General features: G+C 36.2%; 17 protein-coding genes. 8 read left to right on the top strand and 9 right to left on the bottom strand.

All coding sequences use genetic code 11. The features are described 5' to 3' along the window. Window positions 1–254: 254 nt before the first annotated feature. The 3 genes from MM236_RS03110 to MM236_RS03100 all read right to left on the bottom strand — a co-directional run bounded on the left by MM236_RS03110 (window position 255) and on the right by MM236_RS03100 (window position 5,329). A complete protein-coding gene (locus tag MM236_RS03110; protein ID WP_241273471.1) occupies window positions 255–1,280 on the bottom strand; it encodes an alpha/beta hydrolase in 1,026 nt (341 codons plus the stop codon). After that, window positions 1,274–1,951 carry a Crp/Fnr family transcriptional regulator gene (locus tag MM236_RS03105; RefSeq protein WP_241273470.1) on the bottom strand — a complete coding sequence of 226 codons (678 nt, stop codon included), beginning with the start codon at window positions 1,949–1,951 and terminating at the stop codon, window positions 1,274–1,276. Before MM236_RS03105 ends, MM236_RS03110 begins: the two co-directional genes overlap by 7 nt. Before the next feature lie 132 nt (window positions 1,952–2,083). Continuing rightward, the gene (locus MM236_RS03100) at window positions 2,084–5,329 is read right to left on the bottom strand and encodes a TonB-dependent receptor (RefSeq protein WP_241273469.1); all 3,246 of its coding nucleotides are present in this window, start codon (window positions 5,327–5,329) and stop codon (window positions 2,084–2,086) included. Between the two features lie 213 nt (window positions 5,330–5,542). On the opposite strand from MM236_RS03100, the gene MM236_RS03095 reads away from it, so the two are divergent. From MM236_RS03095 to MM236_RS03070, 6 genes are all read left to right on the top strand, one after another. Continuing rightward, window positions 5,543–6,223: a TetR/AcrR family transcriptional regulator gene (locus tag MM236_RS03095; RefSeq protein ID WP_241273468.1), complete on the top strand. Its 681-nt coding sequence runs from the start codon at window positions 5,543–5,545 to the stop codon at window positions 6,221–6,223. Beyond that, window positions 6,213–7,913 carry a peptidase domain-containing ABC transporter gene (locus MM236_RS03090; RefSeq protein WP_241273467.1) on the top strand — a complete coding sequence of 567 codons (1,701 nt, stop codon included), beginning with the start codon at window positions 6,213–6,215 and terminating at the stop codon, window positions 7,911–7,913. Before MM236_RS03095 ends, MM236_RS03090 begins: the two co-directional genes overlap by 11 nt. A 12-nt stretch (window positions 7,914–7,925) precedes the next feature. Continuing rightward, complete coding sequence (locus MM236_RS03085; RefSeq protein ID WP_241273466.1) at window positions 7,926–9,275, top strand: HlyD family secretion protein; 1,350 nt, start codon at window positions 7,926–7,928, stop codon at window positions 9,273–9,275. A gap of 6 nt (window positions 9,276–9,281) precedes the next feature. Next, window positions 9,282–10,667, top strand: coding sequence for a TolC family protein (locus MM236_RS03080; protein WP_241273465.1), 1,386 nt, complete (start codon window positions 9,282–9,284; stop codon window positions 10,665–10,667). 718 nt (window positions 10,668–11,385) lie between these two features. Next, entirely contained in the window at window positions 11,386–11,856 is a 471-nt protein-coding gene (locus MM236_RS03075) for a hypothetical protein (protein ID WP_241273464.1), read from the top strand. 73 nt (window positions 11,857–11,929) lie between these two features. Further along, window positions 11,930–13,132, top strand: a complete 1,203-nt coding sequence (locus MM236_RS03070; RefSeq protein ID WP_241273463.1) for a DUF4934 domain-containing protein — start codon at window positions 11,930–11,932, stop codon at window positions 13,130–13,132. An 85-nt stretch (window positions 13,133–13,217) separates the two neighbouring features. Here MM236_RS03070 and MM236_RS03065 read toward each other — a convergent pair whose 3' ends face one another. Together MM236_RS03065 and MM236_RS03060 are read right to left on the bottom strand one after the other, a co-directional pair. Next, window positions 13,218–15,083 carry a mucoidy inhibitor MuiA family protein gene (locus MM236_RS03065; protein WP_241273462.1) on the bottom strand — a complete coding sequence of 622 codons (1,866 nt, stop codon included), beginning with the start codon at window positions 15,081–15,083 and terminating at the stop codon, window positions 13,218–13,220. Between the two features lie 132 nt (window positions 15,084–15,215). Further along, window positions 15,216–16,679 (bottom strand): Gfo/Idh/MocA family protein, encoded by a 1,464-nt coding sequence (locus MM236_RS03060; RefSeq protein WP_241273461.1) that lies wholly within the window; start codon window positions 16,677–16,679, stop codon window positions 15,216–15,218. 309 nt (window positions 16,680–16,988) lie between these two features. Here MM236_RS03060 and MM236_RS03055 point away from each other — a divergent pair, with 309 nt between their 5' ends. Together MM236_RS03055 and MM236_RS03050 are read left to right on the top strand one after the other, a co-directional pair. Further along, complete coding sequence (locus MM236_RS03055) at window positions 16,989–18,347, top strand: alanine/glycine:cation symporter family protein (protein ID WP_241273460.1); 1,359 nt, start codon at window positions 16,989–16,991, stop codon at window positions 18,345–18,347. A 1-nt stretch (window position 18,348) separates the two neighbouring features. Continuing rightward, complete coding sequence (locus MM236_RS03050; RefSeq protein WP_241273459.1) at window positions 18,349–19,458, top strand: glycerate kinase family protein; 1,110 nt, start codon at window positions 18,349–18,351, stop codon at window positions 19,456–19,458. On the opposite strand, the gene MM236_RS03045 is transcribed toward MM236_RS03050, so the two are convergent. The 4 genes from MM236_RS03045 to MM236_RS03030 all read right to left on the bottom strand — a co-directional run bounded on the left by MM236_RS03045 (window position 19,445) and on the right by MM236_RS03030 (window position 22,930). Next, the gene (locus MM236_RS03045) at window positions 19,445–19,894 is read right to left on the bottom strand and encodes a GNAT family N-acetyltransferase (protein ID WP_241273458.1); all 450 of its coding nucleotides are present in this window, start codon (window positions 19,892–19,894) and stop codon (window positions 19,445–19,447) included. The genes MM236_RS03050 and MM236_RS03045 overlap by 14 nt on opposite strands. Window positions 19,895–20,016: 122 nt before the next feature. After that, complete coding sequence (locus MM236_RS03040) at window positions 20,017–21,465, bottom strand: S41 family peptidase (RefSeq protein ID WP_241273457.1); 1,449 nt, start codon at window positions 21,463–21,465, stop codon at window positions 20,017–20,019. A 545-nt stretch (window positions 21,466–22,010) separates the two neighbouring features. Continuing rightward, window positions 22,011–22,724: a cell division ATP-binding protein FtsE gene (locus MM236_RS03035; RefSeq protein ID WP_241273456.1), complete on the bottom strand. Its 714-nt coding sequence runs from the start codon at window positions 22,722–22,724 to the stop codon at window positions 22,011–22,013. A gap of 2 nt (window positions 22,725–22,726) precedes the next feature. Continuing rightward, a complete protein-coding gene (locus MM236_RS03030; protein WP_241273455.1) occupies window positions 22,727–22,930 on the bottom strand; it encodes a fructose-6-phosphate aldolase in 204 nt (67 codons plus the stop codon). Between the last annotated feature and the right edge of the window lie 50 nt (window positions 22,931–22,980).

Genomic DNA, 22,980 nt, shown 5'->3' with positions numbered 1-22,980 from the left:
AAAAGTGTCAAGAATTTTCTATTGATTAAAGAAGTTCAACCCTGTCTGACGCCAGGCAGGCCACTTCGGGGTTGTTGTCTCCTGTGTCATCATTAATCCCCGGGTTGCGACCCGGGGCTATTTAAATTTTAACCCCATTGGGGTTAATACATGACAGTTTCTTCTCACTTTAAAAACATCACTTCAAAAATCCAACATAGCGTATCTCTGCTCCTTAGAGTTCTTTTTGTAAGAATCCTCTGAAACATCAATTCTCAATTTTCCTCCATCACTAATTCCTGTTTTTTCACTTTTGCTACATTTTCCAAAAAGTCTATCGTACTTTTCAAAACACCTTGCCAATCTTTTGAAGTGATATCAGATGCTATCACATGGTCAGCTGATTCGGGAAAGGCTTCTTTGATTTTTAATGACTCCGAGGTACCCAATTGATCAAACATCTCTTGCATCCTTGGAACGGAAACTACAAAATCCTGCTCTTTTTCATTTTTATAATAATATCCCAAAAATAGTGGCTGCTTGATTTTTGCAAAAGTCGTATCGTTCATCGTACTTTTCAATAAGATAGCTAAGCTTTCGTAGCTATTGACATGATAGGCCTCTGACCAGTATTTAGCTTTATCGCCTGTTCGAGGATTTGGATTCATTCCGTTTTTGAATTTAATGTTTTCAGCAATGTATTTACTCCAAGGTTCGAAAAATTGGTCCAACCGATCTCCATGTACCGCTACAGCAGGTGAGTAGAGAACGACCGCTTTGATGTCAGGTCTTTCGGAAGCCAGATTGAGTATCAATGCTCCACCCATAGAGGTGCCTACTACAATGACGCTATCGCCTAGATTTTTCCCAATCATAAATGCTTCTCTTGCAGCATCCATAAGTTTTTGTGCCGACATATGTTTCATAGCATCTTCTCTTTTGATTCCATGTTCAGGAAGCCTTGCAAGGTAGAGATTTGCACTAAAGTGCTCTGCCAGCATGCGGTTGACAGGGTTTCCTTCCATTTCACTTGCACCAAAACCATGGATGTACACAATGCTGTAAGGAGTCTTTTCTTTGTTCAAAGGGTCTGCCCAAATGATTTTTGCTTCATTTCCCGGTTTCAGACCTTTGACAGTGTCTTCTTTTTGGATTACAAAGTTTTCCAAATCTATAAGGTTTGTAGGGACCTCTGGGTATTTACCGGCTAGGTTTTGAACTGAGGCCTTGGGGCCAAGCATATAAAAAACAACCAAAACTATAGCTATGGCCATGATAATCGGGAGTATTCTTTTTAGCATTGTACTGTTTCTTTGTTTTTCTTGAGACCACTTAGGTATTTTACTTTCTTTTCTTCAAAGATAGTTTTTTCAATCTTTATTTCTTTTCTATTATACTGAATGATTCCATCACGTTTGAGCTTATTTAGGCAAGCTGTGATATTTTGCCTACAATTTCTCAAGATATTTGACAACTCATCATGGGTAAAAAAATTGGGCATTGAATAATAAGCATCAGAAGCTTTCCCAAATATCAAACAAAAATCAAATAGTAAGTAAAACACCCTCTCTAGAAGTTCTAAATCATAGTTTCTTACTTTTTGTTGATGTATCCTTTTGAGCCTTTCATTGTAAAATTTCATTTGAATCTCGGGAAGAAATTCTTTTTGAATAGAAGAAAGGTGATCCAATGGGAGAAAAAATATTTTGGAATATTTGAGACCTTCAAGGTAGAAATTGTCCCGTGATTGATAGTTTCCTTTTTGTACCAGAAATATTTCTCCTTGGAGTATAAGGTCTGTGTTTATTTTTAGTCCTTTTTCATTGATTCCATATATTTTGGCTATTCCTTCTTGTACATATACTAGGCCTTCATTGATTTCTTTTTCAGGATTTAGATGAATTTGGTTGATTTCGATACCACATTCTTTGATTGAGTCTGTAATTAGGTGTACTTTCAGTTTCTCTGGCATATACGTGGGTGAATTCCCGAAATTAGGATTCAAATATTACTTCAAAGTTACCCAGATATGATTTTATTTAATTTTAGAAAAAAAAGACCTGCAAAATCTCACAGGTCTTTTTAAGTTATAAAGCAGATGAAATTAGAATGTGTATCTCAAACCCAACTGTACTTGATATGGAGCATTAGCTTTTACCGTTTCACCAAAGGTAGGGTTGACTCTGTAAGCGTACTGAGGTCTTCCTTGAGCGGTAGCTATCGGATCCAAACCTAGCGACTGTAGCAGGATTTGGTTGCTGCCTGGTACAGTAGAAGCACCACCCCAATCACTGTTCAGCAAATTGGTGAAATTGAATACCTCTGCAATGAATTCAACATTGCTTTTGCCAAGTCCAGGGATTACATTATTGTCAAGTCTATAAGTGAATCTAACATCGACATTGTGCCAGAATGGATTGTAAATTTCGTTTCTCGGAGCTACTTCACCCAGATTGTCTATCAATAATTCCCGGGCAATATTGTCAGGGTTGCTCAACACGACATCCATTCCATCAGCAATCAATGTCTCAAATGGAGTTAAGTTTGGCGTATTCCTGATGGTTTCAGGATTGAAGATAAATGCCCTTTTGTTGGTGTTGATCAGAAGGCCTGCACCATCTCCAACGATATCACCAAAAACTAATGGAGACCAAGGTGTCCCAGACTGACCAACATATCTTGCAGAGATAGTCATGTTTTTAAATGTTGGAGAAGATCCAAACAATACAATTTTATGTCTGAAATCTGTGTTTGCTCCACCTCTGTTGTTTTGAAGGTCTCTTGGGTCATCAAAAATTGCTGTAGTCACAGAAGTTCTGGCTATACAGCAGTTGTATGAATTGTTGTCCTCTGTTCTGTTTATTGTAAATGAACCTGTGATGGAACCTCCTTTAGGGAAAATGTATCCTGATTCAAATATGATTCCCCTTTGCCAAATATCTGAATCACCATTCAATTCCAAGACTCTACCCAAATTTGGATTTGCATTGACCACCGAAGGATTGATAGGGTACACTACTACTCCAGGAGATGTCAAATTAACATTTGTAATCTGACTTGGGTCTGCATAAACGCCTCTGTTTCCTTCATTCTGAAGTCTAAATGCAAACTCATTTCTCAAGTTCAAATCTTGATATCTGTAGTTATTTACTGTTCTTGCGAAATATGCATTGGCTCCAAAGTAAAACTCATTGGTAAGGAATCTTCTGTATGCTACATTCCCTTTCCAAGTGTAAGGAGCTTCGAAATTTTCTCCAATCAAATTGATATATGGCGATCTTCCCTGACCACCTGCCGGTACACCTGGCACAGATGAAGGATCCTGAATGTAGTTTGGAAAATTAGGTGTAGGTACAGCAGCTCCGGTAAGTAGCAAATCGGTAAGTTGGGTCCCTGTTTGTAAAATATTGCTCAATTGAGCCCAATGTACAATGTTTGCAGAATATCCACCAAAACCGAATTTCAAGACATTTTTCTGATCTTCATTGAAATCATAAGTGAAGGCCAATCTAGGTTGGAAATTGTTGTAATCTTTGGCTACTACATCAGTTCGCCTTCCCAATTCTGCTTCTATCAAGGGATTGTATGCTGGCGTAGTCATGAAAACTGTAGCATCCCATCTAACTCCCAAAGAGCCACTAAACTTATTGGTGAAATTCAATTCTGCTTGCGCAAATGCAGAAAGATCCAATGCAGTTTGTTGAAGTTTTGGAGTGTATCTTCCATCAGGATTATTTGGTACCAATCTGCTGTATTGAAATGGTGTCCTTGCTTCCAAGTCATCCAAACTTCCAAATTGGAACAAACCGCCTTGTTCGTTGGTGTTGAGGGTATTGGTAAATGTAATTAAATTGTCTGTTCCAAAAGTCCAGAAAACCTTCCCTGTTTGTAAATATGTAGTGTTCACCAATTGAATTTGCTTTTCTCCTTGCTCTTCTGGTGCAATTCTATTTCCGCCAAATTGAAATTGTCTAAAGAGTCTGGTTCCATCTTCTTGAAAAGACTCAATTCCAACAAAACCTCTTGGAGCAAAGGATCTTGCCACAAAATTCCTCTGAGCTCGAAGGTATTGAACCTTGAGTTCATTTGTCAATTTTGGGGAAAAGGTAGAACGAAGTGCCAGTTGGCTATTTAGTCCAAAGATTTCCAAATCTCCTTTTGAGTCTGCAAGTGCTGTTTGGTCACCACCAACGACAAATTCATTTCCTCCCCAGAAGATATTGTTTCTGAAAGTTAACTTGTGGATTTTGTTGATCTGCCAGTCCAGCTTTGCGAAGATGGTTCTATTTGTTGGTTTTCTGTTGAACAAGCCTGTTTGTTGTCTATTTAGATCAAGACCATATTGTTCTTCTAGAATATTGATAAATCTATCGAGATTTTGCTGAGTGATTTGTTCCAGTCTTTCAGTCTGAGCATCTCTGACATCAATAATGGCAATCGGTTCGCTTCTATCTTCGAAGTCAAGTGCTGTAAAAAAATGCAATTTGTCTTTGATGATAGGGCCACCAAGTGAAAAACCGTATTGGTTAATGTTGAAATCATTTATAGGCCTCCCGATATAGTCTTCACTTGCAGTGAGTGCTTGATTTCTGTTGTAGAAAAACGCTGATCCAGCAAGTTCATTGGTACCAGATTTTGTTACCACATTGATAGCGCCACCACCTTGACGACCTTCCCTTACACTATATTCATTGGTTGTGATTTCATATTCACGAATAGCTTCCATAGAAACAGTATATTGGGAAATCAACCCACCATTCATCATAAACCTTTGGTTGCCACCATCAAGTGTGATGGAAGTAGAGCTCTCTCTGGTACCACCTATTGCTAAAGATCCAGCAGGTGCGGTAGTAGGAGCCAAATTTGCCAAGTCTTGAAAGCTTCTTCCGCTTGTAGGAAGGTTTTTGATTTCGTTTAGCCCAAATCTTGTAGCTCCACCTATTGGAGATACTCTGTTTGGAGCATAATCAGCAGCAGTCACTGTGATTGTTTCCAGCTGATTGTCCCCATCCCTTAGATCAAAATCTACTTTGACTTGATCTCCTAGATTGAGCATGTATCCTTGCTTGACTACGTTTCCTTCACCAACGAATGAAGCTCCAATTGTGTAAGGTCCACCAAGTGGTACCTGATTGATTTGGAATCTTCCTTCAAGATTGGTTACAGCTCCAGTAGAGAAACCTGTGGATTCATTTTTTACAATCACATTGGCACCTGGCAATGTTTCACCAGTTGCATTCCGTACAATTCCATAAATTGATGCAGAAGCATTCTGTGCTAATGCATGCTTTTGGGTCCCTGATAAAAAGATCAGAAAACTAACCAATGTCAAGAGTAATATTTTTTTCATTGTTTGGGGGTAGTTAAGTTTTTCAATGAATAAAGCTAAGCAGCCTCAAAGCTCTTGAATTGTCGTAATACGACATTTCCACATTGTTAACCTAAGCTTAACTTTAAGGAAATTATCCCTTCATATTTTTTTGTGAGTAATACAAACAAAAAAGGTATTTTTGTAAACTATTTATAAAAGGTCTTCGTTGTAATGTTGTTTTTAAATGGAAATATGGAAAAACTACTAAAAAACATGAGGGTCGATGTGAATTCTGATATTTACATCAAGGATCCTTTTAGTTCCGATTTGGGAAAAGAAATAGTCACAAAAAGCTTAGATTTGATTCCAGAATTAGGATTGGAACATTTTACTTTTAAAAAGCTATCTGTCAAAGTAGGATGCACAGAATCAGCGATCTATCGTTACTTTGAAAATAAACACAAGTTAATGTTGTTTTTGACTTTGTGGTATTGGGGATATTTGGAGCAAAATCTTATACTCTGTACCATGAATATCAAAGATCCAAAAGAAAGATTACTGATAGCGATCAAAATCTTAGTCAAAGGTCCAATTTACATTGTGAATGATTATGTGGATCCTGTTTCACTCAAAAGAGTTTTGGTGGATGAATCTACTAAAGCATACCTAACAAAAGAAGTGGATGAAGATTATAAAAATGGTTTTTTCAATCTTTACAATAGGTTGGGCGAAAGAATTGCTTCAATAATTTTAGAATTAAACCCAAAATATGAATTTCCCAAAACACTAGTTTCCACAGTGATGGAATCAAGTTTATTGCAATCGTATTATTCAAAACACATTCCAAGTCTTACTGATATTCACCCAATGGACAATAGGAGGGTAGACTTTTTTCAAAAGTTGGTATTTAAAGCAATAGAAAATGAAAATTGACACAGCATTAACTCCTTTGAGGAGGTTTGGTAGATATCTTAATGAAGAAAAAAAAGAAGTCTATGCCATTTATTTTTATGCAATTCTCAATGGTATAGTTTCTTTGAGTTTACCATTGGGAATTCAGGCTATCTTAAATTTTATACTTGGTGGAAGGATAAGTACATCTTGGATTCTTCTTGTAGTTGTAGTAGGTGCAGGGATTTCTTTTGGGGGATTTTTGCAGATTAGCCAATTGTATTTGACAGAAAAATTGCAGCAAAGGATTTTTACAAAGGCTGGATTTAGCTTTGCATATAGACTACCAAGATTAAGATTAGACGATCTTCATGACAAGCATGCGCCAGATTTGGTAAATAGGTTTTTTGATGCTGTCAATTTGCAAAAAGGAATGGCCAAAATATTAATAGATTTCTCGGCAGCATCGATTCAGGTGTTTTTCGGCTTGCTATTATTGGCTATGTACCATCCATTCTTTATAATATTTGGCTTTGTCCTGATATTGTTGTTGATCTTGATATTTTACTTTACTAGTCCTGCGGGAATGGAAACATCCCTCAAAGAATCAACATCAAAGTATAAAGTGGCTTATTGGCTTGAAGAAATAGGCCGTACTATGGCTACTTTCAAGTTAGCAGGTAACTCAAAATTACCTTTTATGCGTGTTGACAAACTGTTGCAATCCTATGTTGAGTTTAGGAATAAGCATTTTGCAGTTTTGATATTCCAATACAAGATTTTGATAGCATTCAAAGTTTTGATTGTTTGTTCTTTGCTTGTAGCGGGAAGCTTATTGTTGATCAATAATGAAATCAGTATTGGCCAGTTTGTAGCTGCAGAAATCATCATTGTTTTGGTAGTGAATTCAGTAGAGAAACTTATATTAACACTTGAGACTGTGTATGATACATTGACTGCTACTGAGAAATTGGGTCAAATTTTGGATTTGCCTGTAGAGAAAATAGAAGGGACTGACAAGTCTTTGACATCTGAATTTCAAGGTCTTGAATTTAAGCTCAGAAATGTATCTTATCAATCCAGAGATGGGCAATTCAAAATTTTGGATGATGTTACATTGGAATTGAAAACAGGGGAAAAAGTGATATTGACAGGAGCAAGTGGTAGTGGAAAAAGTACCATTATGTATTTATTGGCGGGATTATATTCAGAATATTCAGGAAAAATACTTGTCAATGGATTGCCTATTGAAACGATGAATCTGGATAAATATAGAAGCTTTATCGGGGATAGCTTGACCCACCAATCGATTTTCCACGGAACCATTTACGAAAATATTACTTTGGGTAAAGATGTGGACGACAAGCAAATCAGAGAAGTTATAGATTTGGTTGGACTCAAGGATTATATTTATACTTTGCCAAATGATTGGGATACTGGGTTGATGCCCGAAGGAAAGGGTCTCAGCAAAAAAATAATAAGTAAAATCATTATGTCAAGATGCTTGGTAGGTACTCCTAAAGCTTTGATTTTAGAAGACTTGTTTAATTATTTTGATGATCAAATCAAAGATGAAGTAGGAGACTATATCTTAAAAGGTCCTTGGACGACAGTAATGGTATCCGATGACCCAAAAATATTAAGAAAATCGCCAAGAATCATCGAATTAAAAGACGGGAAAATTTCATTCGATGGATCAAGTGACTCATATTTTGAATACAAAAACCTTTAATCTTTAGGAGTAATGTTAAACATTTCTAAAAATAATGCTGAGAAAGGGATTTCTTTTGATGGATTCAAAAGTTTTTCAATGACTAAGCCTACTGATCAGAGCAAAAAAAGAATCAGAATACTTTTGTGGTTTTTGCTTGGAATGATTCTATTTCTCTTCTTGCCCTGGACTCAAAATGTAAGGTCAAATGGCTATGTGACTGCTCTCAGACCAGACCATAGGCCGCAGACTGTTCATTCCATCATTGCAGGAAGGATAGAAAATTGGTATGTTTCGGAAGGTGATTTTGTAAGTCGAGGGGATACCATTTTATTGATATCGGAAACAAAAGATGAGTATTTTGACCCCCAACTTCTAGAGAGAACCCAGCTTCAAGTTACCGCAAAAAACCTATCTGCAAAGTCTTATGAACAAAAAGTAATTGCCCAAGAGATCCAAGTAGATGCATTGCGAGCAAATAATGCATTAAGAAAGGAGCAAGCTGTCAATAGATTGAGAATGGCTGAGTTAAAAGTACAATCAGATAGCATTCGTTTTGAACAATCAAAAGTAAATTTTCAAGTTGGACAACAGCAATTGGATCGAGCAGAGAAGCTATATCTCGATGGACTTCGGTCGTTGACTGATTTTGAATCAAGAAAGTTGAGATTCCAAGAAGTAAAAGCAGGGTTGATATCTGCAGAAAATAGTCTCTTGAGTGCACAAAATGAATTGATTGCAGCGCAAATTGAACTCAATGCCATTGACAATGATTTTCGGGATAGAATGGCAAAAGCTGAGTCTGACAAGTATTCAGCTTTGTCTGCACAATACGAAGCAGAAGCAACAGCTACAAAATTGGAGAATCAATATACCAATTATGAATTCAGGACTGGATACAGACATATATTGGCCCCGCAGGATGGATATATTACCCAAGCTATCCAAGTAGGTATAGGTGAGACCATCAAAGAAGGTGCTGAGATAGTGAGTATTCTTCCTGCAGATGCACAGCTGGCAGTTGAAATGTTCGTTGAACCTGTCGATTTGCCTTTACTTAGACCAGGTAATAAAGTCAGGTTTATATTTGATGGTTGGCCGGCAATCGTATTTTCTGGTTGGCCGCAATTTTCAAATGGTACATTTGGTGGAAAAGTAAAAGCAATAGACAACTTCACAGGTCCAAACAATAAATACAGAGTGCTAGTCGTAGAAGACCCAGAAGAAGATCCATGGCCTTATGCTTTGAAAATCGGCTCTGGAGCAGATGGAATCGCATTGCTGAATGATGTTCCAATTTGGTATGAAATCTGGCGTCAGCTCAATGGCTTCCCAGCAGATTATTATACAAGAAAAGAGAAACTAGCCAACAAGAAAAAGTAATTGATAATGAGGCGATTGATATTCACTTGTTTAAGTGTTTTTTACATTTTTCCTGCGATAGCGCAAGAGCAACTAAGCTACGAGCAGTATTTAGCTTGGGTAAGATATTATCATCCTGTTGCAAAACAGGCCGATATCAATCTTCGATTTGGTGAGCAGGAAATGATGATTGCCAGAGGCGGTTTTGATCCATTGCTTTTTGGAAATTATGACAATAAGCAATTCAATGATACTGAATACTATGACAAGCGTGAGGCAGGAGTGAAGGTTCCAACTATGGCTGGTGTAGAATTGAAGGGTGTATTCGAACAAAATTCAGGTACCTATCTCAATCCAGAGAGGACGGTTCCTAATAATGGCCTAATCGCCGCTGGTGCTTCTGTAAATTTGGGTCAAGGGTTATTTATAGATAAAAGGAGGGCAGCCTTGAGGCAAGCGGAAATTTATCTGGATGTAACTCAAACTGAAAGGCAACAATTTCTGAATGATCTTTATTTCGATGCCTCTGCTGCATACTGGGAATGGAGTGCTGCGTATCAAAATATGATGATTTTGGAGGAGAGTGTAGAATTGGCAGAAGTCCGTTTTGAGGGTATCAAAACCAGTTTTATCCAAGGGGATCTTCCGGCCATTGACACTATCGAAGCTTATACGCAAGTGATGAATAGGATTTATAGGTTCCAGACAGCCCAGATTGATTATTTCAATGCTTCTCAGGAATTGGAAACATTCCTATGGGATGAAGAAGATAATCCCATGAATATTGCTCTCACAACCTTTCCAGAAAATGTATTGGAGCAAACCCCATTTGACTATAATGAGGCTACTTTGAGGGGATTGGTAGTGGATCATCCACTTTTGAGATTGACCGATTATGATCTGGCATCTTTGGAAATAGAAAGGAGATGGAAAGCTGAGCAACTCAAACCTATTGTAAAAGTCAACTATAATTTCCTTACAGAATCAATTGGTCAATTTAATGAATCACCTTTTTTTGAGAACAATTACAAATGGGGTTTCACCATACAGACACCGCTTTTGTTAAGGAAAGAAAGAGGAGGTTTGGGATTGACAAAAGCTAAGATAGATTTTAAGCAAAATGAGAGAGATTTGAAATTCCTTCAGCTAAGGGCAAAACTTGAAGCGGAAATCAATAAATTTCAAACTTTGCAACAGCAATTGACTGTTTACAATGCCAATATAATTGGTTTGGAAAGGTTGTTGGAAGGTGAACAAACTCGATTTAGTATCGGTGAAAGTTCCCTGTTCTTGATCAATGCCCGTGAAGTGAGTGTATTGGATGGAAGGTTGATCCTCAATGACCTTGCGGCAAAGAAAAAAATCGCCTATGCCAAAATGCTCAATGCAGCAGGCCTTGGGTTTGATGAATAGAGGTAGATAATTCAACTTTGTATTTATTTATCCTTACACTTATGGGGCAGAGCCAATCCGCAACCACCAAAATCTGTACATCGAAGTAGCAGAACTTCCGGGGTCTGGGACTGGGTAAATCACCCCTTTGGATGTATCAATCAAAAATGCTAAAAAAGTAACATTGTCCATTTGAGGACCAATAAAAGGGATGTCTATAAACCTGTTTGCGTTAGTCTTGAAGTGTTTTACTGGATAATTGAAGATCTCGAATTTGACGCCACAAGTTAAACCCTGAGCGCCTTGTTGTCCTTATTTACCTTGAAGACCTTGTGAACCTTGTTCTTCTTGTGGTCCCTCACAAACTGAAAACAATCCAAAACATAAAGCAATTAATAGTAGATAATGCTTCTTCATAAGATTGAATTTTAGTTAAAAGGTTTTATTAAATGTTGCTGAAAATATTCAAAAGCCACAATAAATTTATAGAAAAAATATCGTAAAATAATAAGGTTCTGAAGCTTATCAGTATAAAAAAATTTTGATTTATCGATGTTTTACAAAAAAAACAATTTGTTTTTTTTTTTTTTTGAAAAAATAATATTTGCCCGTTGGAATTGATTTGCCTCCTGCATTAGCTGGAGGAAAAGTAATATGAAAAAAGACCAAAGGCTTTAGCCAAATATATAGTCATTGGTTTTTTTAATTTAAATTATAATTGTCCTTTAAAAAGAATAAATTGAATTTTATTAATTTTAATTTGGAATTATCAAAATTTGCTTTAATTTTTTTAACTAAGAATTTGCTTCTTTCTTTCTTTCTTTCTTTCTTTCTTGTTTCCAGCTTTATTAGTAGAAATACTTTAAAGGAATTTAAATATATTTTTAACAAAAGAAAAAATACAATGAAAAACAATTTAAAAACAAGCAAATGGCTACGCTTTGTAGCTGCGGGAGCATTCAGTTTAATGCTAGTTTTAAACATTATGGTGAGTTTGGACTTTAACAATGACAAAATAATTCCATCAATTACCTTGGTTAATTTGGGAAATGATGCAATGGCTCAAGCGAGTGTAGCACCTGACTGTCCTGGGGGATCATGTAGCTATACTAGACTTGGATTTGATGGAAAGCCTACAAGTAAATGTGAAGCGTGTTGCCCAGAGGGGAAGTCGCCTAAATGCGATACTTGGGGATGTAGTTGTGGATAAACAGTTTTGAGTAACCATAAATCTTCTTAATTTAAGTTGATTTATGGTTATTTTGTTTTGAATTTTAAGATTTATGAGATATAGAGATATTTTAGTTATTGTTTCAGCTTTTTTATTTTCTATCGGATGTAAAGAAGAAAATCACAATGTTGAAAAAATTATTGTGGATCCAAGAAGTGTAGAAGAGTCTATCTTATTATCAGAATTGGTAGATTCAGTTTTTTACATAAAACTTGAAACAAGGAGTGAATCAATTCTTGGAGATCAAGTTAATAGAATAATCATCAAAGAAAGTTACATTTACGTTGTAGATATTGGGCAGGATATTGTTTTTGTTTTTGATAAAAATGGAAAGTTCGTTTCAAAGCTAGATAAGCTTGGTGATGGACCCGACCAGTATAATTTTTTAAGTCATATCTTTGTTGATGACAATGAGGAATATATTGAAGTAGTGGACGGTCGAGGGGAAAAAGCCCGTATTTTAAAATATTCGAATCTTACCTTTGATTTTTTGAGTGAAAGTCCTCTATACGTTCCTTCTTCAAATTCAAGTAGAAGAGAGGGGGATATTTATTATTTTTCTGCCCAACAAATTGAAAATCTTGTAAATGGAGAAGTTACCAATGCAGATATTATCGCAGTTAAAAAGAATGAAACTCAAAAAGGACTTTTCAAGAAAAACATTGCCACTGGTGGTGTTAATTTTACAATAAATTCCGAAAATTTTACAGTAAATGAAAAGGGAGAAATATTTGTCTCATTAATGTATAACAATTCCTTTTTTAGACTTTCAAATATGGAGGCGTTTCCTATATACACGGTTGATTTTGGTGTATATGGAATAGACAATGCTGTAGGATTAAGAAGTACCGAACAACAAATGGATTATCTAGAAAAGTTCACCGAGGGTCTAGCTTCATTTCCAGTATTGAGTAGTAATAATTCAAGTTTTTTCCTTTTTTCTTACTTTTTTAAGAAAAATTCAAAAAGGAATCTTTATCATTTCATGAAATTCAAAAATTTAGAAAAAATCATTCATGTAAATGATATAATAAACGATTTTACAAATTTTCCAGAGAAAGTGTATTTAACCTCATTTCATCCAATTAATCATGAAGTTTACATTGATGGAGGGTATTTGGTAGAGGTTTTAATTCCATCTCAGCTATTTGAAGAAAGAAAAAAGGAAATTAATGTTGACGGGATTGGCAATATAAAAGCTGAGGATAATCCAATAATTATGGTTATGAAACTAAAAGAAGAGTATATTGAATAGGTTTTATTTCGTGAAATATTCAAATGGGATAGTATAGTATTTTACCCCATTTGAATATTTAATTTATGATAAGAGAATAGTTCGATCACCTGTCCAAAATCACTTTTTCTCTCTTTGGATATTTGACTTCATATTCTAACTCCAATACTTTTTGCTCACCAGCACTCAATTTAAGTTCCCAGTCGATTATTCCTGTTTCCTTATTTACATTGCCGTTAGATGATTTGAGTAAGTTTACAGAAATGTCATTCACAATAGATATGGGATATTGATCTAAGATCTTCAAATTGATATTGGAGGATTTATTGTTTTTCACTGTTATTTTATAGGCTCTCGTTTCGGTGTAATTTGAACCAATTAGTCGCTTTGTTGAACTTTGATCGATCTTTTCTCTTTCGATAACAATGCTTCTGTCCCGACCTAGAGAAATAGATAAGGTATCATTCAGACTTTCTGCTTCCAAAATAGTTCTTCCTATATAAGTGTCTTCAAAGTATAGATTAGCCTCACCCTGCAGGAGATTGTATTTCTCCCAATCTACTAATTTGGCTACTAGAAATGCATCTTTTTCCTTTTTTGGTATAGCAAAATATTCATAAACAGCATCAACTTCATACTTTTTCAAATCAACCAAAAGCTTATCTCCATTGGATGTTATGGTATAAGGTTTGTCAACAGCGATCTCAACGGTAGTTTGGTTTTCGATAGTAGTTGTTTCTAAATCAAATGATTCAACCAAATTTGATTTAGAAGCATTTGAATTTCTGACACTCAATCTAGGAGCTCTTCCTTCTAATCCTCCATACCCTGTTATCACCGCCTCGTTTAGGACTTGCATGTCCTCTTCTAAGATTACATTCATCAAATCACCTGAAATTGCAAATTCTTTACTTCTGTAACCAATAAATGAATATATCAATCTTTGAGCTGAAGATGGTAAGGTCAGACTATATCGGCCATTTAGATCTGAAGTAGTGCCTATTGATGAACCCTTGACTGTGATATTTGCTCCTGGGATTGCCTGACCGTTGCTGTCTGTAATGATGCCATTTACAGAACCTATATTCCTGTAGTTATTTTGATCAAATACAGTAAGTCTTGCATAAGTGAGATCCCATTTTTTCAAATCAGGAATTACGCCACTTTTTTGTGGTGTTGCATTGGAAAATTTGAGTTTTACATTGTTCCAATCATTTCCTGTATTTTGCCATACTTCAGCTTTGTATCTCAAATCTAGTGGTTTGGAAATATCTTTGGCCCTGACATCATATTTCGGAAACCATCCTGCATTATTTACTAGATACGAGATTGCCAACTCACCAGATACTTGTTTGTCGGCACTCACTTTGATAATGATATCATTGACAGGCACGATAGGTTTATTGCTACTTTCGTTTAGCTGCATTTCCAGCCTCTGGATTTTCTCTTTGGATTGATTCGATTTTTGTCTGTTTAGGATTTCATCGTTTTTAATTGAAGAAATTTCTTTTTCGTAAAAGTCCAGTGCTTGTTTTAGCTGAATCATGCTCAAGCCGTTATTTTGACCTCCAAGATTTTTATTGGTGTTCAAAACAGCCATTTTTTCCTGCAACACCTCTGCTTGAGCATCTAGTTTTTGAAGGGTAATCTTCTCGTCATCGAGGATTGACTGAAGGCTATCTAGCGAGTTGCTGATTTTTTCTTCCAAATAGTTAGATTGTACATTGACTGAAAGAATAGTGAAATCACCAAAACCTTTTACCTGAATACTTTTGCTATCGATGTATGGTGACTTTCCTTTGATTGTCAAAATTGTCTCTCCTGCACCGATACTAATGCTACTTTTCTCATTGATCTGAGCGCTATTTTGAAAGACTGTTACTTCTTTGATCTCAGATTTGATTGATTTTTCTGTTGGGTTTGCGAACAAGTTTGTCACGAGGGCAAATGATAAAAGTATATAGTTGAGCATAATAGGAGATTTGGTTTGTGAATTTGCAATATTATGAATCTAAATCTACTAAGAATTTGATTCATTTAAAATAGAAAAGGAGCGGTGATTTTTCCGCTCCTTTAACAATTGGTTTTAATTTAAATCACTTGATCATACTCCTAATTCCCAACCTTTTCTGTATTCTCTTTTTACAAACTGATTGGCTGCTTCAAAATTGGTTACTTTCATGTTTGGTCCATCCCATACGAGCTTGATGCCTCTACCTGGATAATCGAATCCATTACCATTTTCTCTGGGAGTTCTATAGTCATAGCTTCTAATAGCAAGGTTACCCATAAGCACAGATTCTGTCAATGGTCCTGCTACAGAGAAAGGAGAACTCAATTGATCATATTCCTTGCTTCCATATCCACCTATACAAGCATCTACCCAGTTATTATAATGCCCGGAATCTCCTCCTGGAACTCTGTACAATGTTTCAGGTACGTTTATTTCGCTGGTTTTTGCTGTTGGAAGTAATTTTGGATCTCTACCGTATGTTCCACACATCATTTTCCCTTTGGTTCCCTCTATGATTACACCATTACCTCCATCACCCATCATTTCATTTGGTCCTAATTCCTCCGGTCTTGCTGGTTGGATTCCTCCGTCCATCCAATGAAAAGCCAAATCTTCTTTCCCTTCTCTTTTGAATTTCAATGTGATATGGGAAGAAGGGGGGCAGCTTTCAGGGAAATATCCACGTTGGAATTCACCCACATACACAGACCCGACACTACATTCCGCTGACTCAGGATAGCCCAATCCCAAGACTCTAAATGGTGGTTCCATGATATGACAGGCCATATCGCCCAAAGCTCCTGTTCCGTAATCCCACCATCCTCTCCAATTGAATGGGATAAGATTAGCTACATAATCCTTTTGTGGCGCAGTCCCCAACCATAAGTCCCAATCTAGATCTGCTGGTGGTGTTGCTTTTTCACCTGACCAGGGAATCCCTTGTGGCCAAACGGGTCTATCTGTCCAACAATAAACTCTCGTCGCTTCTCCGATAAGTCCTGCATTATACCACTCTACCATTTTTCGAACTCCTTCTCCAGAAGAACCTTGATTTCCCATTTGGGTTACTACTTTATATTTGTCAGCAGCTTCTGTAAGCATGCGAGCTTCATATATATCGTGTGAAAGCGGCTTTTGGACATAGACATGCTTGCCAAGTTGCATCGCTGCCATTGCCTGGATGGCATGCATGTGATCTGGTGTAGAAATGGTAATTGCATCTATGTTTTTATGCTCTTTTTCGAGCATTTCTCTATAATCTCTATAATATTTGGCTTTAGGATGCGCTTCTACACTTTGCTTTGCTCGTGTGTCATCCACATCACATAGAGACACAAAATCAACTTTTCCACTGTTGAAAACTCCTCTGACATCTCCTCCTCCCATTCCTCCAACTCCTATGCCTGCTACTCTTAACCTATCTGAGGGTGCTATAAAACCAGGTCCTCCAAGTACATGTCGAGGTACAAAATAAAATCCTGCTAGTGCAGTCGCCGATGCTTTGATGAAATTTCTCCTTGAATTGTTTTCGGGAGTTGCTTTATCTTTTTTCATTAGATTTATTTGGGGAATTGTGAAATTGATACTAGATGTAAATTGAATTTCAAGATATTAAAATATGAGCTCGATTTGAAAATTTCTTCATTATTTTTATCATCTTTTTGAAAAAAATTGATGAATGGGTTGATTTTTATAGTACCGCAATAAATCCTGTTGTGTATTTTACGAAACATAAATTTATCCAAGGTGAAATTTCGGATCTCTTAAGCGTCTTATTGTTGGTTTATGAGCAGCAGTTGAAAACTTTTATTTTGCAAAATCAAAAAAATGCACTTAATATGCTATTTCATTTACATTTGAATAATGGGACAGTTTATAATAGATTTTAGTAATTGGATTTGGGACACACCTATGCTTGTCCTTTTGATGGGGGGTGGCTTACTTTTATTTTTATACTCTGGATTTCTGCCTTTCAGACATTTAGGGCACGCAATCAAGTTGGTTAGCGGCAAATTTGACGACCAAAATATGCCGGGGCAGATAAGTTCTACGCAAGCTCTTTCTGCTGCCATTGCGGCTACGGTGGGATTGGGAAATATCAGCGGGGTGGCAATTGCGATCAATATGGGTGGCCCTGGTGCAATATTCTGGATGTGGATGTCTGCATTTGTTGGGATGGCCACAAAATATTTTTCCTGTACACTTGCCATTATGTTCAGAAGTAAAGATGCAAGTGGAGAAGTTCAAGGTGGCCCCATGTATGTCATCGAAGAAGGAATGGGAAAAAAATGGAAGCCTTTGTCTATTTTATTTTCAGTAGCTGGGGTTTTGGGATTGTTGGCTATTTTTCAGGCAAACCAATTGACTGCAGTACTCAGAACAGTCCTTTTACAACCTAACAATTTGGATAGTGGTGACACTACCAAATGGATCTTGGGAATATCAATGATGTTGATTGTAGCTGTCGTTATTCTTGGAGGAATCAAAAGAATAGCAATGGTAGCTTCGAAGCTTGTGCCATTTATGGTTGGATTGTATTTCATCACTGTGATCATCATTATGATCCAATATATAGGTGATGTACCTGAAATGTTGAAACTTATCGTTGTAGATGCCTTTACAGGAAATGCAGTGATGGGTGGTGCAGTAGGTGCCGTGATAGTAATCGGGGCAAGGAGAGCTGCATTTTCCAACGAAGCTGGCATTGGCACAGCTCCTATGGTGCATGGCGCCTCCAAAAATAATGAACCGGTAAGAGAAGGTTTGATCGCTATGCTTGGACCATTTATCGATACAATTGTGGTATGTACGTTGACAGCTTTAGTTATTTTATTGACAGGTGTATGGGAAAGTACAGAAAATGATGGTGTAAAATTAACTTTATCGGCATTTGAAATGGCACTTCCTGGTTTCGGAAAGTACCTATTGATGTTAGCAGTTTTGGTGTTTGCGCTTTCTACGATGTTTACTTATTCTTACTATGGACATAAGTGTTTCAATTATCTTTTTGGTCCCAAAAAAGCCAATTACTATAATTACTTTTACCTCGTTACCATCGTAGCTGGAGCTGTGGCTTCACTGGAAGTGGTCGTTAGTTTTATCGATGGGATGTATGCTGTAATGGCAATTCCGACGATGATATCTACGATCTATTTGGCTCCAAAAGTAAAAGCTGCTTCCAAGGATTATTTCAAAAGAATGAAAGCTGAGAAAAAGTATTGACATGAAAATTTTAATCTCACCGAATGCTTTCAAAGGTACGATGGAAGCAGATATTGCAGCCGCTATCATAGGAGAGACTTTGAAGGATTGTGACAAAGATTTTAACATTGAACTATGTCCCATTGCCGATGGTGGTGATGGGACATGTTTTTTGTTGGGAAATGCTTTGAAATTGGAGCAGAAAGAGCTTTTCGCTTTGGATGCTATAGGAAGACCGCGGTTGGGTTATTACTTTTTGGATACTGTGCATGCAAAAGCTTACTTGGACATCTCTACAGTGTCAGGTATCAAATTTCTGAAATCAGAAGAAATCAATCCTTGGATAGCCAATTCTTATGGAACAGGTGAATTGATCAAAGATGCTGTATCAAATGGAGCTAGAAATATCATCTTGGGATTGGGAGGAAGTGCAAGCATTGATTTGGGGATTGGGATTTTGAGGGCTTTAGGATTTCTTTTTTTGGATGAAAAAGGCAGGGAATTGAGTATGTTTTCTGACAATCTACTTTCGAAAATCAAATATATCCAAGCGCCAATTATAAAAAGAGATTTGAAATTCACTATTCTTTGTGATGTTGACAATAAGTTTTTTGGCGAGTTTGGAGCTATTCCTGTTTTTGGTTTACAAAAAGGGCTGAAATCGGATCAGCATGCTGCTTATTTGACCTATTGCGAAAATTTGATTAGAATATTTGGAGAGAAAAGTTCCAAGAAAATCAATGATTTGCATGGGTTTGGGGCTGCAGGAGGAGTTGCTCTTGGTTTGGCACATTTCTTTGATTTGACTATTGAAATGGGTTCAAAATGGTTTTTTGAAAAAGTAGAAATAGAAAAAAAGGTAGCAACTGCAGATTTGGTAATTACTGGTGAGGGGAGATATGATAGTCAATCAGCAGGAGGGAAGGGGAGTTATGAGTTGTTGCAGATTGCAAAAAAACATCAAAAGAAAACCATCCTAATCACCTCTGGTGAAGAAGGTGGAAAAGATGGCTTTGATTTGGTGATGTCATTACCTGATTTGGATTTCTCAAAACCCGATTTCAGAAATACTGCTGAGCTTAACTTAAAGCAAATCACGATTGATCTTTGCAAATCGATCAAGGCTTCATAAAAAAACGCATTTTTTGCTTTCCGGTACTTCCTAACCCGACATAAAACTTGATGGCCAATGCATTGAACTCAGGTGTTTGCCATTGGATATTGACGCAGTTTTTTTCTTTTGCAACAGCTTGAATTCTCTTCATGATCTCAGTGCCGATTCCTTTGCTTCTGATGTTTTCATTCAGGTAGAGGCAATCCATATACAAAAATGAAGCAGCATCCCAAGTAGAGTAATCAAAAGTATAAGTAGCGAATCCTTCTACTTTTCCATCAAATTCCACCACCCAGCAGTTTAGTCTTTTGGGATCTCCAAATATCCCAGCTTTGAGTGCTTCTACTTTGCCTGTGGGTTCAAACTCTCCTTTTTCATATTCTGCATGTGCAGCACACAATTTTACCAAGTCTTCTAGGTCTTTTTCTTCGCAATCTCTTATCTTATAATCCATGGGTAATTTCGGTTTTAATTAGCGATAATACGATTATAGGCTGATAAATAAAAGGAAAACCCGATATCGTTTTTGACAATATCGGGTTTTAGAAAATTAAATTTAATTCGGTATTTTTTGTTTTATTTTATTTTTTCGAAAGCTTCTTTTACTGATTTTGAATCTTCAAGTAAAAGCCCTTGTCTGATTTTTCTGTCCAAGGAGGAAGAAATGTGTTCTCTTTCTATTTTGGATCTTCTACCTGTAGGTGGCCTATTCAAAACCCTGTCCATAGTAGCTTTTAATAAAGGTTCATTGAGGTTTCCAAGATCAATTAAGTTAATGAAATCAAGCTCATTGATATTAAAGTCTGGATTAAAGCCGTTTCCATAATCAGATTGATCTAGGCTATTAAAACTTTTTGAGATGATAGGCAACAATCCGTAATTATTGTCAGGGTTATCTTCATCCTCAAAAAGTACTGAACCAACATTTTTACCATTAGTGACATCTCCGATTATAACTACCTCCATATAAGGTCTCAGTGAATTGATCACTAGTTCACTTGCGGATGCAGTTCTAGTTGATGTAATGACAAATATTTTATTTTCTGAAAGTAAGTTTCCAATGTTTTGACTTTTTACTTTAAAATTTGTTTGAACATTTTGGAATTGAGAAAATCTTGAAAGAAAACTGTTAAATTTTGTTTTGGAGAATACACTTGTCGAGGTTATGTTCGGAGCAATCAAACTAGCTAAATTGACAGAACTAGAAACGAAGCCTCCACCATTATACCTAAAATCAACTATTAAATGGTTAATCCCTTCAGCTTTAAAGTTAGCAAAAACTTCATCCATTTCTTGATCATATCTTGTATCCACTTCTCCTTCAGAATCTTCAACACCAGGGGAAAAGAAATTATAAATAAAATATCCGATTTTCTGATTGTCAACCGTATATATTGTATCTAAGAAATTTGGATTTTCTTCAATTAAGGTGGTAGTTAGATTAATTGATTGTCCTGCGGCATAAGTGTTGTTTCCTTCGTCAAATCTTCTAAAGGTTACAGAGTGATTTGAGGAAATACTTCTCAGTAATGATTGATAGTTACCTAAAGTCATTGTTGTCCCATTGATTTGAGTTAAAATATCTCCTCTTTTTAAACCCTCGATATCAGCAGGACTTCCCTTTTTTATATAAGTAACAGGAGCTAAGACATTTTGATTGTCGAGACTTTCGCGAATTAAACTAAATTCATATCCTGCTTCTGTAGAAACTCCAGATAGACTATTTCTTAGTTCTTGAAAATTTGGGTAAATTATCGAAAATCTATCAGTTGGTTCAAATAATAAGGATTCAAAATAATCTGATGGCTCAGAACTTACTGCTATTGGGGATCTCATATCGTCAAGCCAATAATAAACCTCGTTCATGACAGCTTGAATCCAATTGTTGATCGCAACATTTGGAGATACGATAACTTCCTCTTCATCATCAGGCTCGATTTCATCATCTTCTTTGCAAGAAAATAGCGTAATTGCCAAAATGGATAGGAGAAAATAAATTCTAAACTTGTATTTAAGTGAATTCATAACTTTTAATTTGTTGATTTAACCTGCCTCAATCGCTTTTTGTTTCCAATAGGTAGATTTCGCAAAATGATAGATTGAAGGCAAGTAATTTAAGAGAAAAAAATAAATTTTTGATATCTTTTATTGTATTATTCTTTTGTAGTTAATCTCAACAAAGTGAGAAAGAAAAAAATACTGTGTTGTTTTAATTCTACTCTTTAACACTTATGTAAGTTATCAGCAAACAAAATTTTAGAAAAACAAGATACCATTTTTCTAATTTCATAAATATTTTATATGAACATACGCTTCTTTGCCAGTAGCTTTATTTCCAAGGTTGATTGCTTGCTTATGTTCAATATCTACGAGTATCTAATATGAATTAATATCGGACCTAAGCTAAATCAGGTTTTTTTAGTTAGTGGCAAAGTTCCGTATATCCGTAAATATTTTGATCCACTTCTACCTAATAGTCACTTGATTTGATATTAGACTTTTATTTTCTTTCGACTTTCAATTGTCAATTATACGCAGAAATTTAAGCCTATTTTTAACTCACGCTATTATCAATATGAAGAAGTGTTGATAGAAATATCAGAAGTCTTGCTATCCAAAAGCAATCCCTTTTCACATTTCAATACTCTATATGGATATTTTCTTAGTAAATCATGGTTGTGTGTAGCCATCAGGATTGCAGTCCCCTGTTTGTTGATTTCCTGAAAAAGTTTAAATACACCATCAGCTACATCAGGATCTAGATTTCCAGTAGGTTCATCAGCGAGTAGTATTGCGGGTTCGTTGATTAAGGCTCTAGCGATCACTACTCTTTGTTGTTCTCCTCCGGATAATTGATGGGGCATTTTGGTGGCAGCATCACCAAGATTTACTTGCATAAGGACTTCAGCCATCCTGCTTTTCATCTTGCTTTTGTCTTTCCATCCTGTAGCCTTCATCACAAAAAAAATATTTTCAGCTACTGATCTGTCGGGGAATAATTGAAAGTCCTGAAAAACAATTCCCAATTTTCTTCTTAGAAAAGGGACGTCTTTATTTTTTATTTTATTTAGGTTGAATCCGACTATTTCTGCTTCTCCCATCCTAAGTGGTAGGTCGGCATAGAGGGTTTTGAGCAAGGAGCTTTTTCCACTTCCTGTCCTTCCGATGAGAAACACAAATTCATTTTTTTCAATGCTGAAATCTACATTGTGCAATACTGCATCTAATCCTTGAAAGATTCCTGCATCTTGTACTTTTATGATCGGTTCGCCTGTGAAATCCATTCTTACAATTCCAATTTTTGAAGTTTCCCAAAAGGAAGATCTTTGATCAAAGCTTCTAATGCTTCTTCTTTTCCTTCCAAACCGAATTTTTCTACATTTTTCATAGGTCTGTCAGCTCTAAAATATGCTACTAATACAAAGTTCTCATCTCTGATCTGTATATAATCTGGTATTTTAGCTTTGCCTTTGACTTTTATGATGTACATCTATTTGGGTCGGTTTGTATAACGATGAATATTCCCACGGATTACTTCTT

The sequence above is a fragment of the Belliella calami genome, assembly GCF_022549695.1.
GTDB classification, from domain to species: Bacteria; Bacteroidota; Bacteroidia; order Cytophagales; family Cyclobacteriaceae; genus Belliella; species Belliella calami.
This window is presented reverse-complemented; position numbering and strand designations above follow the sequence as displayed.